This is a genomic window from Treponema sp. JC4 (assembly GCF_000260795.1).
Lineage (GTDB): Bacteria > Spirochaetota > Spirochaetia > Treponematales > Treponemataceae > Treponema_D.
Genome location: NZ_AJGU01000001.1, coordinates 297,951 through 310,240 on the forward strand (window position 1 = coordinate 297,951; position 12,290 = coordinate 310,240).

The 12,290-nt window shown below is 40.7% G+C and carries 17 protein-coding genes; 14 read left to right on the forward strand and 3 right to left on the reverse strand.

Annotated elements, in window-relative coordinates; translation table 11 throughout:
• Positions 1–11 precede the first annotated feature (11 nt).
• A complete protein-coding gene (locus tag MSI_RS01160) occupies positions 12–1,067 on the reverse strand; it encodes a DUF2804 family protein (RefSeq protein WP_009102807.1) in 1,056 nt (351 codons plus the stop codon).
• Between the two features lie 188 nt (positions 1,068–1,255).
• On the opposite strand from MSI_RS01160, the gene MSI_RS01165 reads away from it, so the two are divergent.
• On the forward strand, positions 1,256–1,717 hold the full coding sequence (locus MSI_RS01165; RefSeq protein WP_009102809.1) for a hypothetical protein: 462 nt from the start codon (positions 1,256–1,258) through the stop codon (positions 1,715–1,717).
• Between the two features lie 70 nt (positions 1,718–1,787).
• Here the strand turns inward: MSI_RS01165 and MSI_RS01170 are convergent, their stop codons facing one another.
• Complete coding sequence (locus MSI_RS01170) at positions 1,788–3,878, reverse strand: methyl-accepting chemotaxis protein (protein ID WP_009102810.1); 2,091 nt, start codon at positions 3,876–3,878, stop codon at positions 1,788–1,790.
• Positions 3,879–4,050: 172 nt separating this feature from the next.
• Between MSI_RS01170 and rpsP the strand changes: the two genes are divergently transcribed.
• Genes rpsP through rplS form a run of 5 tightly spaced genes read left to right on the forward strand, consistent with a single transcriptional unit; the run spans position 4,051 to position 6,415 of the window.
• Positions 4,051–4,296: a 30S ribosomal protein S16 gene (gene rpsP / locus MSI_RS01175; protein ID WP_009102812.1), complete on the forward strand. Its 246-nt coding sequence runs from the start codon at positions 4,051–4,053 to the stop codon at positions 4,294–4,296.
• A gap of 18 nt (positions 4,297–4,314) precedes the next feature.
• Positions 4,315–4,548: a KH domain-containing protein gene (locus MSI_RS01180; protein ID WP_009102815.1), complete on the forward strand. Its 234-nt coding sequence runs from the start codon at positions 4,315–4,317 to the stop codon at positions 4,546–4,548.
• A 15-nt stretch (positions 4,549–4,563) separates the two neighbouring features.
• Complete coding sequence (gene rimM, locus MSI_RS01185; RefSeq protein WP_009102817.1) at positions 4,564–5,151, forward strand: ribosome maturation factor RimM; 588 nt, start codon at positions 4,564–4,566, stop codon at positions 5,149–5,151.
• 4 nt (positions 5,152–5,155) lie between these two features.
• Complete coding sequence (gene trmD, locus MSI_RS01190) at positions 5,156–5,941, forward strand: tRNA (guanosine(37)-N1)-methyltransferase TrmD (RefSeq protein WP_009102819.1); 786 nt, start codon at positions 5,156–5,158, stop codon at positions 5,939–5,941.
• 6 nt (positions 5,942–5,947) lie between these two features.
• Positions 5,948–6,415 carry a 50S ribosomal protein L19 gene (gene rplS, locus MSI_RS01195; protein ID WP_081481333.1) on the forward strand — a complete coding sequence of 156 codons (468 nt, stop codon included), beginning with the start codon at positions 5,948–5,950 and terminating at the stop codon, positions 6,413–6,415.
• A 67-nt stretch (positions 6,416–6,482) separates the two neighbouring features.
• Here rplS and MSI_RS13715 read toward each other — a convergent pair whose 3' ends face one another.
• Positions 6,483–7,592 carry a DHH family phosphoesterase gene (locus MSI_RS13715; RefSeq protein WP_009102825.1) on the reverse strand — a complete coding sequence of 370 codons (1,110 nt, stop codon included), beginning with the start codon at positions 7,590–7,592 and terminating at the stop codon, positions 6,483–6,485.
• A gap of 173 nt (positions 7,593–7,765) precedes the next feature.
• On the opposite strand from MSI_RS13715, the gene MSI_RS01205 reads away from it, so the two are divergent.
• The 8 genes from MSI_RS01205 (at position 7,766) to efp (ending at position 12,284) form a co-directional block, all read left to right on the forward strand.
• On the forward strand, positions 7,766–8,158 hold the full coding sequence (locus MSI_RS01205) for a YgiW/YdeI family stress tolerance OB fold protein (RefSeq protein WP_009102827.1): 393 nt from the start codon (positions 7,766–7,768) through the stop codon (positions 8,156–8,158).
• Between the two features lie 61 nt (positions 8,159–8,219).
• Positions 8,220–9,170, forward strand: coding sequence for a hypothetical protein (locus MSI_RS01210; protein WP_009102829.1), 951 nt, complete (start codon positions 8,220–8,222; stop codon positions 9,168–9,170).
• Positions 9,167–9,475 (forward strand): EscU/YscU/HrcU family type III secretion system export apparatus switch protein, encoded by a 309-nt coding sequence (locus tag MSI_RS01215; RefSeq protein ID WP_009102831.1) that lies wholly within the window; start codon positions 9,167–9,169, stop codon positions 9,473–9,475. The genes MSI_RS01210 and MSI_RS01215 overlap by 4 nt, the downstream gene beginning before the upstream one ends.
• Complete coding sequence (locus MSI_RS01220) at positions 9,472–9,843, forward strand: YraN family protein (protein WP_009102832.1); 372 nt, start codon at positions 9,472–9,474, stop codon at positions 9,841–9,843. Before MSI_RS01215 ends, MSI_RS01220 begins: the two co-directional genes overlap by 4 nt.
• A gap of 6 nt (positions 9,844–9,849) precedes the next feature.
• A complete protein-coding gene (locus MSI_RS01225) occupies positions 9,850–10,056 on the forward strand; it encodes a hypothetical protein (RefSeq protein WP_009102835.1) in 207 nt (68 codons plus the stop codon).
• A gap of 21 nt (positions 10,057–10,077) precedes the next feature.
• Complete coding sequence (locus tag MSI_RS13720) at positions 10,078–10,566, forward strand: hypothetical protein (protein ID WP_009102838.1); 489 nt, start codon at positions 10,078–10,080, stop codon at positions 10,564–10,566.
• 3 nt (positions 10,567–10,569) lie between these two features.
• On the forward strand, positions 10,570–11,664 hold the full coding sequence (gene earP / locus MSI_RS01235) for an elongation factor P maturation arginine rhamnosyltransferase EarP (protein ID WP_009102840.1): 1,095 nt from the start codon (positions 10,570–10,572) through the stop codon (positions 11,662–11,664).
• Between the two features lie 53 nt (positions 11,665–11,717).
• Entirely contained in the window at positions 11,718–12,284 is a 567-nt protein-coding gene (gene efp / locus MSI_RS01240) for an elongation factor P (protein WP_009102843.1), read from the forward strand.
• Positions 12,285–12,290 lie beyond the last annotated feature (6 nt).

Sequence of the window (12,290 nt, forward strand, 5' to 3'; positions counted from 1 at the left end):
AAGCAACCTCTTTATATGAATCTGATTAAGTTTCTGTATAAAATTCCCGGAAAGCCTTTTAGTGTAATTTTTTCGCCTTCTGCGGTCATAAGAACGCCTTCAAATGTTCCGTACATTGTATTGTCGCTTGCTCTTAGTGCAATAATGTTCAGTACCCGGGTATTATTAGAAACGGGGGTAAAAGCCAGATCTACCATGCTTTCTGTATCCTGAATTATCCACTTCTGGTCAATGCCAAAGGGGTGGGTCATGTAAACTGGCGGAAGGGCAGTCTGCCTGCCGTCTACCACAAGTACATTGTCGTTATAGCGGTCTGAATCTGCGGCATCCAGGTTTGAATTTTTAAGCTGGAATGCAATTTTCTTTCCTTTATATGTGCCAAGTCCGTAAGCAAGTTTTATTTTTGAATGAACCTTTATGTAGGTGCGGTTTATGGTCATTATTGCAAGACCAGCTGCATCTGCCGCTTCTTCTTTGTTGATGGCAATGTGGCCTGAAATTCCCATTGTAGTGAACCAGGTTGCTGAGCAGCGGGAAGAGGTAGGAGATGGATTTACAAACATGCAGTCTGTATGAAAATCATCATCTACCTTTGAATAAAAGTATCCTTCTGCATCCGGACGGACAGAATTTCCTTTTGCAGAAAAACTCATGGCTCCGTGCTTATGGTTTCTTCCCCATGAAATTTTTAAAAAACGTGATTTTCTGTAGCAGGCGCAGATTCCTCGTTTTGTTATGTTTGGAATAAAGCGTCTTCTAGGAGGCATTACGGCATAGTAAAGGTAACGTTTTCCTGTTTCTGTATTCCAGAAGTTAATTTTTGAAAGGCCCAGAACCTTAAAATCCATGATTTCTGCAAGACCAATAAATTTATCTACAGTAAATACGTAATTTATGCGGCTTTTAATTCTAAGCTTTGTTAAAAAAGTAGGAAAAGGAATGCCTGCATATGGTGCCCTCATTCCGCGAATGTCTATGTGCGGTGAAACTCCAGAAAATGTCCCGAAAATTGCTTTATGTTTTACTATCAGATGTTCAGGCGGATTTGTAAATGGCCTGCAGTACATGACGCACCTCAAAACAAGATTCAATATTACATTTATTTTATCTGAAAAATCTTCTTCCCGCAACTTTTAAAGATGTGGTACAATGGATAATGTAAAGCTAAAAAATTGCTGCATCGCAATTTTTTTTAACGCTTTGCTATAGAACACCGCCCGCTCTGACCGGCGGGCTTACACACACAGGAGGATTTATGAAAAAGATTCTTTTCATTTTTGTTCTGCTTCTTCTTGCTTTGCCGCTTGTAAATGCAAAAGAAAAAAAGGCTAAAAAAAGTAAAAAGACTCCAAAAAACAAAACTAAAATAGAAAAAACTCAAAAATCAGATTCGCTTGAGCTGGAAGAAAACGATGGTATTTATGAAATTGACGGAGTGGAATTTGATGATACAGAAATTATCACCCGTGAACAGATTGATACAATGTTTTCGCTTGCTAATCAGCTGAATGCAGACATATATGCCGCAATTCAGGAAGAAGATGAAGACGCTGCAAAAGAACTCGATTTCGTAATTGCAGAGCAAAAAGCCCAGCTTGATAAAATGCTGCCTGCTTTGAAAGGCTCTTCTGAATGGTCAGCACAGGATGAAGAAAGGCTTAAGGCTATTAATGCAGATTATAAGGCCTTTAAAAAGCAGTATAAGCCAAGACAATAAAGACAAAAAAAACAGCCAGAAGCCTGCGGATTGCAATTACTTCTGGCTGCCTTGTTTTAAACCTTAAAACTTAAACCTTAAACAAATCTATTTCACTTCCAATCTTTTCAATAGAACCTGTCATTACGCCGGAAACATCAGACAGGGCGGTTCTTGTTTCATGGATTTTCTTTGCACCAATAGACATTTCACCAATGCTGTCGTGAATCTTTGCAGTTGCATCCTGGAGGTTCTTAACCTCCTGAAGAATCTGCTTGTTTCCTTCTGCCATTTCTGCAGAAGCAGTGCGGACTTCCTGGGTAGAGTCATTCATTGTATGCAGGGCATCGCCAATCTGCTGGCTGCCGATCTGCTGTTCTTCCATTGCTCCCTTAATCTGGCGTACAAGTTCATCTGTTTCGTGAATCTTGTTTGTAACTGCCTGGAAGGCTTCACTGGATTCAACAGAAGCAGCAACAACATCTTCTATAGAATTGCGGATATTACCAAGCTGAACTCCAATATTCTTTGACTGGGCGCTGGAATTTTCAGAAAGCTTTCTGATTTCGTCTGCAACAACGCTGAAGCCTTTTCCTGCCTCGCCAGCGTGGGCTGCTTCAATTGCGGCATTCATGGCAAGAAGGTTGGTCTGGGAAGCAATTGCGGAAATAACCGTATTTGCATCCTGCAGCATTTCTGACTGACCTTTAATCTGTTCAATTTTGCTGTTTACGTCCTGCTGTTTTGCAGAACCGTTCTGGGCATTCAGTTCCAGCTGCTCAAAAGACGAAGCCATTTTTTCTACCGTCTGATTTACGCTGGAAATATTTCCAATCATTTCTTCTACGGCAGCAGAAGCCTGAGAAACCTGGGTAGTCTGGTTTGCAATCATATTTTCAAGAGACTGAATGTTAGAGGCAATCTGGTTGATGGCGCCGGCTGTTTCGTCTACGCTGCCAGACTGGTTTACAATCTGTTTGTTTACGCTTTCAATATTTGCAATAATTTCTGTAATAGAAGCAGCTGTATCAAGAGTGATGTCGTTCATCTGACTGCCGGCACCGCTAAGTTCATCCTTAGAGTTCTTTACCTGAGAAATAATTGAATGAAGCTTTGCCGTAAATTCGTTAAAGCCTTCTACTACATCTCCAACTTCGTCTTTTGAATTAACTGTAAGACGCTGGGTTAAATCTGCATTTCCAGAAGATATTTCCTTAATTGCCCGTTTAAGCTGGCGCAGAGGTCTGATAGAAAGCTGAATTACAATGCCGACAACAGAAAGGAAAACAAGGGTCATAACAATTACAGCAACAATAATCATTATGATAAGGGGAGTAAGGCGTTCCTGGAAATCTGAGAATGGAACAGAGCAGGCTGCAATCCAGTTTGTGTCAGGAATGCGCTCAAATACTGCCATCCATTTTTTACCGCCATCAACATAAACGTCGTTTCCTGTAACGCCGGAAAGCATAAGGGTAAGGTGGTCTCCAAGAGAGGTTCCCTGAGTCTTTTTTTCAATGGCTCCTACATCTTCAACACCAACCTTCCAGTGGTCTTCGTTTGCAAGGGTAATTTTTGTAGCGGCACTGATAACATAAGGATTTCTTCCTTTGGACATCGGGTGCTCAAGACACAAATCACTAAGGGTGTAACCGTTCATTTTACAGTAGACAACATTAATAACCTTGCCCGAAAAGTCTCGTACAGGATATGAATAAATCATATAAACTTCTTTTGTGGCAGAATCTACTGTAGGATCTGTAATTACAAGGTTTCCTTTTGCTGCACCGGTAAAATATTCTTCTCTTCCTGCAGAAAATCTTGTTCCGTTTTTTCTGATTCCGTTTCCGCTCATATCAAGAAGGGAAACTTCTATATAATGCTTATCTAAAGCAACTGCATTACTTGCAATTTTGCATTTTTCTTCTAATGAAATATCCGGATTTCGCAGACTTTCATTCAGGGCAAGAGTCTGAAGCATTCGTAATTCGCGCTGGTTGTTTGTGTTCATATCCTTTGCAACCGCAGAAACGGAATGAAGCAGGTCTTCGTACATCATCTGCTGAAGGGCCTTTGAAGAACCGTTGCAGACAACAAGTGCAATTACAATGTTAGAGATAACCGTACCGATTAAGACTGTAAGGATGATTTTAAAACTAAGTTTTCTGAAAGGATTTTTCAATGTCAGCCTCCAAAATCTTCTATATAATTATAATATATTGTTACATGGTTTTATGAATTTTGCCAGTTTTTTCAAAGCTTTTTTCATATCTTGAAACAATCTTTGTTTTGTAATATATTATTCACTCAACTATGATTAAATTTGGTGGCATTATGCCGCCATGGAGGAATAAATGGTCAAAATCAGACTTAAGAGATTTGGTACTAAAAAGCGCCCATGCTACCGTGTAGTTGTTCAGGACTCACGTGAGCCACGCGACGGAGCTTGTATCGAAGAAATCGGAACTTTCCAGCCAATCGCTGCAGAAAACGCTCAGGTTTCTATCAATGCAGAACGTGCAAAGTACTGGATCAGTGTTGGTGCTCAGCCTACTGACATCGTTAAGAAACTTTTGAACCGTCAGGCAAAAGCAAACTAATTTACAGAGGAGCAGAAAATGGAAAAAGACCTGATTGAATACATCGCAAAATCATTGGTCGATGATCCGTCAGCTGTATCTGTAAATGAAACTGAAGGCGAGAAAGGAATGGTTCTTCAGCTTAAAGTTGCTGAAAACGACATTGGTAAGGTAATCGGAAAATATGGCCGTATTGCCAAAGCTATGCGTACAGTTTTGAGCGCATCTGCTGTAAAAGACGGTAAACGTTACAGCCTTGATATTCTGGACTAAGTTCGGGAAGGGTAGATGTTAAAAGAGGAACTGGTAGTTGGATTTATCCGCGGACCTCACGGTTTTGAGGGTGAATGTAAAGTAGAAAGTAGCTCAGGCGAGTACGAGCATATTGCTAAACTTGAACAGGTTACTTTGCGTCATGGTGATCAGACTAAAGAAGTAAAGGTTGAATCGGCTTCTTTGGCACATAACACTGTGTACCTTAAATTTAAGGGAATTGATTCCGACGAAGCGATTAAAAAGTTTAACCGCTGGGAGTTAGTAGTTCCCCGCAAGTACGCTAAGCCTTTGAAAAAAGACGAGTGGTACATAACCGATTTACAAAATTGTTCCCTTGTGTGGAACGGCGATCCGGCACTGTCAGATGCGCCTGCAGCTGAAGAAGTTGTAGGAACAATCACAGACGTATTGGAAGGCGGAGCAGGTTACTTGTTAGAAGTTTCTCTCTCCGAGAGTTGCACTTGTATTGGTGATGACATTAAGTTTACGGCATCGGGAAAGCCTCGTACTGTCCTGGTTCCATTCAATAATGAACACGTTGGTAAAGTTGATGTTGTAAACGGTACGGTACAATTGATGCACCTCTGGATTCTGGAGTAATTCCATGAAATTTACTGTGCTAACCTTATTTCCAGATATTGTTAAGGCTTTTTTTGAAAACTCAATCATGGCCAAGGCAGTAGAAAAGGAAATTATTGCTTACGATTTGGTGAACATCAGAGATTTCGCTCTTGATAAGCACCGAACTTGTGATGACGGAACGTATGGAGGTGGAGCAGGTCAGTTAATGATGCCTGAACCTCTTGGAAGAGCCCTTGATAGCGTTAAGGCTAAGCGAAAGTTTGTAATTTATGTTACACCTAGCGGAAAGCCTTTGACACAGAATCTGGCTCAAGAGTTAAGTTGCAAAGACGAACTTGTTTTTATCTGCGGTCGTTACGAAGGTATTGATCAGAGGATAATCGACAGCTACGTTGACATGGAAGTCTCTATTGGAGATTACGTAATGTCCAGCGGAGAAGTTGCAGCGACAGTAGTGATTGATACAGTTTACAGACTTGTAGACGGTGTAATTAATCATGAATCGCTGGAAGAAGAATCTTATTGCGACGGACTTCTGGAGTATCCGCAGTATACTCACCCGGTTGAATACAATGGAATGAAAGTTCCTGATGTTCTTCTGAGCGGTAACCACGAAGAAATCCGGAAGTGGCGGCTTAAAAAACGCTTGATGAAGACCCTTGCAAATCGCCCTGATTTAATCTGGGAAGCAAGAAGAAACGGAAAGCTTTCTTTAGAAGCCGAAAAGATGATTGAGGAAATAAACGAACAGTTTTTTGCTAAAACTCAGCCTAAGAAAAAGAGAAAGCATAAAACTAAGACCGAATAGGAGACTATTATGGATATTATTAAGACTATTGAAGAAACACAGAAACGCGTTGGAGCTCAGGGTTTCAATGTTGGTGATACAGTAAAAGTTTACTTCAAAATTATTGAAGGTAAAACAGAACGTATCCAGGTATTTGAAGGTATTGTTCTTTGCAAGAAGAACTCTGGTGCCCGCGAAACATTCACTGTTCGTAAGATTTCTTACGGTGTAGGTGTAGAACGCGTATTCCCTTATAACAGCCCACGTATCGTAAAGGTTGATATCGTTCGTCCTGGTAAAGTACGCCGCTCTAAGCTCTACTACCTCCGCGACAGAATTGGTAAGGCTGCTAAAGTTAAGGCTTTGGTTGGTGCAAAAATCACTGAAGAACTTAACGCACGTAACGCTCGTGCTGAAGCTTTCGCTGCAGCAGAAGAAGCACGTATCAAGGCAGAAAGAGCCGAAGCAGCTGCTAACAAGCCAAGCGCTAAGTAATTTCCATAAGCTAAATATTGCTTAAAAAAAAGGAAGCCCTGTTACAGAGCTTCCTTTTTTTTTACTTCTATCTACTTTCTAATACCTTTGTTATTTCAGGTACCGCAAAGAACTTTCTTGAAGCAAAAGGCTCATGCTTGTATAAAAGTCCGTCATAAGCAGACGGAGCTTCCTTAAACACTTCCTTTAATATTTTATCTGAATTTTCATCTGCTCCCATTAAATAGGTGCAGGAAATGTCATCGTGAAGAATATCAATCTGTAAAAAGCCGTAGTCCAGTTTCTTTTCAAGCAGGGCAGCAGGGTAGATTTTCTTAATGCGATTTGCAAGCTCTTTTGCAGAATCATAATCATAAGCAGTAACACAGCCTATGCAGAATTTCTTTCCCCCTCTTTCGTATTCCTTGTAATCATTATGTAAGATACGCTCATCACTCATTCCTTCGTAAGAAATGGCTGCAGTATACATTCCCTTGTAAAAGCCGTTGACGTCATTAATACCTGCTATTTTAGCAAGTGCTTTAGCTGCCTGGCGGTCTGCAAAAGTTGTATTTACAGCCTGAAGGTTTCTTGTAGCAGAAAGAATTGATCCCAGCATTGCAGTTGCATATTCTTTTTCCGGCTGCATGCCAAAGTTTCTGTGGCGGATCCATACGATTGTGGCGGCTGAACCAAGAGGGCGGGTGTCATCAATTGCAGGGGCAACTGACATTACAGAGCCTACAGCGTGATGATCTATTATTGCAAGAACATTTGCTTCATGTAGTCCGTCTGCCGACTGGCTGTATTCGCTGTGGTCAACAAGTACCATGTTTTTTCCTGCAGCATTTTCCAGTAAGGGTGGTACCTCTAATTTTGCCCTGTCAAGAATATACTTTGATTCATGATTTATAGGTCCAAGCAGAACCGGCTGGGCATCGTAACCAAGGCGGCATAAAAGGCGCGCATAACTTACTGCACAACCGACCGTGTCTGAATCAGGACTTTTGTGTCCCGTTACATAAATCTTTCCTTCTGCCTTATCAAAAACAGAAAGTTCAGATTTATTAATCAGAGTCATAAGTTCTATTTCATCTGTATTATGCTCTTTTGAAGTCTGAGTGCCTGCAAAAAATCCTGCGTATGCAATAAGGGCGGCTGCTGCACAAGAAATTATAATCCATTTAATTTTTTTCATAGGTTGAGACTCCTGATTTATAGAAATAATTTTATAACAAGATTTTTTAATTTGCAAAAAAAAGTTTTTTACTTTAATTTCATTTTTTTTACTTTCCTTTTTATTTGTTTTTATAAAATTTGCTCATATAATTAAAGAAGATCGGAGAAAATCTACAAAACTGGAGGATGCTTATGAAAAAGGTATTATCAGTATTGATGGCAGCGCTTTTTTTAGCTGCTGGCAGTTCTTGTTTTGCTCAGGGATTCCAGGGTGATAATTATGGTGGACAGATGGGAGGCTTTATAGGCGAGGGAGAAGCAAGTCCTATAACAAGCGTAAGTAAAGCAAAAAAGATGTTCGATGATTCAGTTGTAACTATTCGCGGAAATATTACCAGACGTCTTGGAGATGAAAAATATATGTTCCGTGATGCAACCGGAGAAATGATGGTCGAAATTGACGATGAATACTGGTATGGTGTTACGGCAACTTCTTCTGACATTCTTGAACTTACCGGCGAAATTGACCGGGATTTTAATAAGGTAAAACTTGATGTATTCAGCCTGAAGAAAATTACACAATAAGCCTTTTAAGCAAGCGAAGATTTTAATTGAAATCTTCGCTTTTTTTTTGTAATTTTAAATTATGAATCCGCTTTATGTGAGTGCGCACAGTCAGCTTAAGGCTTCTCAGAATGTAAAGGTCTTGCAGCAAGGCTCTTCTGTTCTTGTGCGGGTGATTGCGGATAAGGGGGGCGGCCAGTATGAAGGCAGCGTTGCCGGAGTCAGGGTAAGGCTTACTTCGAAAAATCCCCTTAAGGCTGGCGATACTTTTACTGCGACCGTAAATCTAAATAATGGAAAGATTGAAATCACTCCTAAATCAGAAAGCGGAATTTCTTTACTGGCCGATAAGGTGATTATTGAAGCCCAGTCTCAGAATCAGCTGCAGAAGCTTCTTGCAGAAATAGGGCTTCCTCCTGACCAGATTAATTCTCATATAGCCCTGCAGATGAAGCAGCTTGCCATGAAGCTGGATGCTGATGTAATAAGAAAACTTCATGCTTTAAGCATTCGTTTTGCGGGAAAGGAAAAGAAGGCTGCTGAACTTCTAACAATCCTTAAAGATAAGGGAATAGAACTATCTCAGGCTCAGCTTCTGGAGTTTTTGAATCTGCTGGAAAATGACGCTGAAGCTGGGGAAAAAGAGCAGACTCCCGCATTAAAAATCATAAATCATAAGAATGGCTGGATTTTTCTTCCTTATGAAATTATTGAAGGTTCGCAGAATGAAAAAATCGGAAGGGGAATAATCCGGCTTTTGATTGGGGATGATAAAAAGCTTTCAAAACTGAACTTTAATGTTTTAATCAATAATAACGAGTATCTTTTTAATCTGGATTTTGAAAATAAAAAGTGTAAGAAAGTCCGTTGTAATTTTCCTGTAAAAGACAGTCAGAAAGAAAAACTTCTGGCCCTGCTTGCAAAAAAACTTATAGGAAGCGGAGCTCCAATAATTATCTTTGCAGAAAAATCAGAGCTGGAAGGTTCCGGCTGCGAAAGTGAAGAGTTTTTTGAAGTTGGAGGCAGAGTGTGAAAAATCATTTTAATCTGACTGATAAAGCTTCCCCGATAATGGAAATAAAATCTCAAAAGTCGGCGGTCGCCCTTAAATACCCTCAGGGAGCAGAAGTGCCCTTTATTACGGCCAAGGGAAAGGGACAGCTTGCAGAAAAAATTCTTGATATTGCAAAGGAAAATAATATTTATATAGAAGAAAACGCTCCTTTAGTAGATTTACTTTCGCTTGAGGAAGTAAATGACGCTGTTCCCGAAGAAGCCTTTCAAGCCCTTGCCGCAATTTTTGCCTTTGTACTTGAGCGTGAGGGAAGGACAGTATGACAGAGGCTAGTAATTCAACAAAAGAAAGGGGAAAGCAGGGCGAAGACCGCGCTTGTGAATACCTTATTAAAGAGGGCTATAAAATTATTGAGCGCAACTGGCGGACAAAGGGCGGCGAAATTGATATAATAGCAATGAAAAATGAAGTTCTGGTATTTGTGGAAGTGAAAACTTTCCCTAATGCTACTTCCGATATGTTATCTTCAGTTCTGGGGATACAAAAACAAAAAAGGATTGTAAAAACTGCTAAACACTTCCTGTTAAAACATCGACAATATAGTAACAGTTACATCAGATTTGATGCGATTGTTCTGGATATGCAGGGCTTACCGCCGGCTTATCATATTGAAAATGCTTTCACGGAGTAACATTTTATGATCTACGGAGCAAGAGCTTCTTCGGCAACCGCCACAATGGTTCTGGAAAAGACCAGTGAGGCAGACTTGTCACCACGCATTCTTGAATTGCGTAAAAAAATACAAAGCTCGGAATATATTGACAATGCCATAATGCGCATTGCCCAGGTGATAAGCAATAAGCTTATGGAAAATTCCGACGAACTGAAAATCCGGAAGGAATAGCCGGGTTTTCCGGAGATTTTTATGGACAGACGACGTAACAAAAGACATCAGGGAAACTGGAAAGGACAGAATCAGAACCAGAATAAAAACAAAAATCAGAATTCAACTGTTTTTGAAAAAAAAGAAACCTTCCATTTTAACAGAAGCCTTTACGAAAATAGCGAAGCCGAAAGTCAGCGTCTTCAGGCTATTGATGAACTTAAAAACCGTGAAAATATCTGTCCTATGTGTAACCAGCCTATTACAGATCTTGCCTCTTGTCTTGCTGATAAAGCCAGCGGAAAGCCTGTTCACTTTGATTGTGCCCTTGAAAAGGTAAAGGGCGCCGAACCAACTGCAGAAAACGAGAAAGTTGCCTATATCGGACAGGGACGTTTTGCCGTTCTTTCTTATGAAAATATCCGTGATCAGCGTCATTTTACAATCAAAAAAATTATTGAATGGGAAGAGCGCGATAAAAAATCTGAATGGCGCGAAGAATTCAGCACTTTGTACAGCAAAGTAAACTAAAACATGGAAATTACAATTTTATGCAAGGTCGTTGATAACTTCGGCGATATAGGAGTTAACTGGCGCCTTGCAAAAAAACTCAAAAGCCTTAATCCGGCCAATAAAATCAATTTAATAGTAGATAATCTTTCCTCTTTTAATAAAATTTGTGCAGATGTAAAGGCAGATTTAGCCCTGCAGTCTGTCTGCGGCATAGAAGTTTATGACTGGAATGCCTACGATTTCTGCTATGGTCAGTTCGCAGGAGAAAATAACCGCCGCCTTCAGGTTATTCTGGAATGCTTCCAGTGTGGCCGCCCTGACTGGATGGAAAAAATCCTTTTTGATGATGAATTAAATCATACTGTTCAGATAATTATGATTGATTATCTGAGTGCGGAAGATTATGCAGAAAGCTTTCATAAGCTGCAGTCTTTGACCCGCCGGGGAAAGGTAAAAAAGGTGAACTTTATGCCGGGCTTTACCGCAAAAACAGGCGGCCTGATTATTGACCAGGGCTGGGAAGAACTTAGTCCGCGTAATGAAAAGGGCGATATTTTATTTTTTACTTACGCCCGCGACTGGACTCCTGTAGTAAAGGCAATTAAAGGGGCTGAAACTTGCGCCGGAAAGAAAATCTTGTGTGCGGCGGGGGCTGGACAGGAAAGCTTTGTTGAGGCCTGGGGAAGGGAAGAGGGGATTGAAGTTCTTCCTTTTATGAACCAGACTGACTGGGACAATATGATGAAAGATTGCTCTTTCCTTTTTATCCGCGGAGAAGAAAGCCTTAGCCGGGCCTGTCTTACTGGAATTCCTTTTATCTGGCACGCATATCCGCAAAGCGATGAATACCAGCTTGTAAAGGTTAATGCTTTACTTGAGCGCATGAGGCGGCACTTTAGCGAGGAAGATTTTGGGAAGGTGGCCGCTGCGTGGCAAGCCATCAATTCGCCGGAAAGTGGAGAAAATAAGCGCATGTTGCAGGACAGCGTTTCGACCATGCTTGCCATGCAGAATCATCTTGCAGGGGGATTCAGGGACTTCGCTCTTGATTTACGGAAAAACGGGGACCTTGGGCAAAACCTGATGACTTTTATTGAAGAAATTTGTATAATGTAAAAGAATTTTGAAACTTGGGGCGTCTGCCCTTTTAGAAAATAGAGGTATTTTTTATGTTAATGACATCACAGTTGAAAGTTGGAACTGCTTTCATGTATGAGGGAAACGCCCTTATCGTTCAGAAGATGCTTGGTCAGCGTTCAGGTCGTGCCGGAATGGTTACAAACCTCCGCGTAAAGAACCTTGTTACAAACTCAACTATGGATTTGGGATTGGATGCAGGTGAAAAATTTGATGATGTAGACCTTGAATCACACAAAACAAAACTTTCTTACATCGACGGTGACACATACGTATTCATGGATCAGGATACATACGAACAGTTCGAGCTTCCAAAAGAAGACTTGGGCGACTACGCTGGATACATCACTCCAGAGGATGATCTTGAAGTTGCTTTGACATTCTACGAAGGAAAACCAGTAGGTATTGATTTGCCAGTTCGCGTTACTCGCGTTGTAACATACTGTGAACCAGGTGTTAAAGGTGATACTTCTGGAAAATCTATGAAACCAGCTACACTTGATACAGGAATCGAAGTTCGCGTTCCATTGTTCATCAACACAGATGACAAAATCGTTATCGATACACGTGACGGTTCATTCCTTGAAAGAGCAAAATAAGTTTTT

What these genes read in the sequence shown, in the direction of transcription:
- MSI_RS01160 (WP_009102807.1), bottom strand. Translation starts at nt 1,067, where the DNA reads ATGTACTGCAGGCCATTTACAAATCCGCCTGAACATCTGATAGTAAAA.
- MSI_RS01165 (WP_009102809.1), top strand. Translation starts at nt 1,256, where the DNA reads ATGAAAAAGATTCTTTTCATTTTTGTTCTGCTTCTTCTTGCTTTGCCG.
- rpsP (WP_009102812.1), top strand. Translation starts at nt 4,051, where the DNA reads ATGGTCAAAATCAGACTTAAGAGATTTGGTACTAAAAAGCGCCCATGC.
- MSI_RS01180 (WP_009102815.1), top strand. Translation starts at nt 4,315, where the DNA reads ATGGAAAAAGACCTGATTGAATACATCGCAAAATCATTGGTCGATGAT.
- rimM (WP_009102817.1), top strand. Translation starts at nt 4,564, where the DNA reads ATGTTAAAAGAGGAACTGGTAGTTGGATTTATCCGCGGACCTCACGGT.
- trmD (WP_009102819.1), top strand. Translation starts at nt 5,156, where the DNA reads ATGAAATTTACTGTGCTAACCTTATTTCCAGATATTGTTAAGGCTTTT.
- MSI_RS13715 (WP_009102825.1), bottom strand. Translation starts at nt 7,592, where the DNA reads ATGAAAAAAATTAAATGGATTATAATTTCTTGTGCAGCAGCCGCCCTT.
- MSI_RS01205 (WP_009102827.1), top strand. Translation starts at nt 7,766, where the DNA reads ATGAAAAAGGTATTATCAGTATTGATGGCAGCGCTTTTTTTAGCTGCT.
- MSI_RS01210 (WP_009102829.1), top strand. Translation starts at nt 8,220, where the DNA reads ATGAATCCGCTTTATGTGAGTGCGCACAGTCAGCTTAAGGCTTCTCAG.
- MSI_RS01220 (WP_009102832.1), top strand. Translation starts at nt 9,472, where the DNA reads ATGACAGAGGCTAGTAATTCAACAAAAGAAAGGGGAAAGCAGGGCGAA.
- MSI_RS01225 (WP_009102835.1), top strand. Translation starts at nt 9,850, where the DNA reads ATGATCTACGGAGCAAGAGCTTCTTCGGCAACCGCCACAATGGTTCTG.
- MSI_RS13720 (WP_009102838.1), top strand. Translation starts at nt 10,078, where the DNA reads ATGGACAGACGACGTAACAAAAGACATCAGGGAAACTGGAAAGGACAG.
- earP (WP_009102840.1), top strand. Translation starts at nt 10,570, where the DNA reads ATGGAAATTACAATTTTATGCAAGGTCGTTGATAACTTCGGCGATATA.
- efp (WP_009102843.1), top strand. Translation starts at nt 11,718, where the DNA reads ATGTTAATGACATCACAGTTGAAAGTTGGAACTGCTTTCATGTATGAG.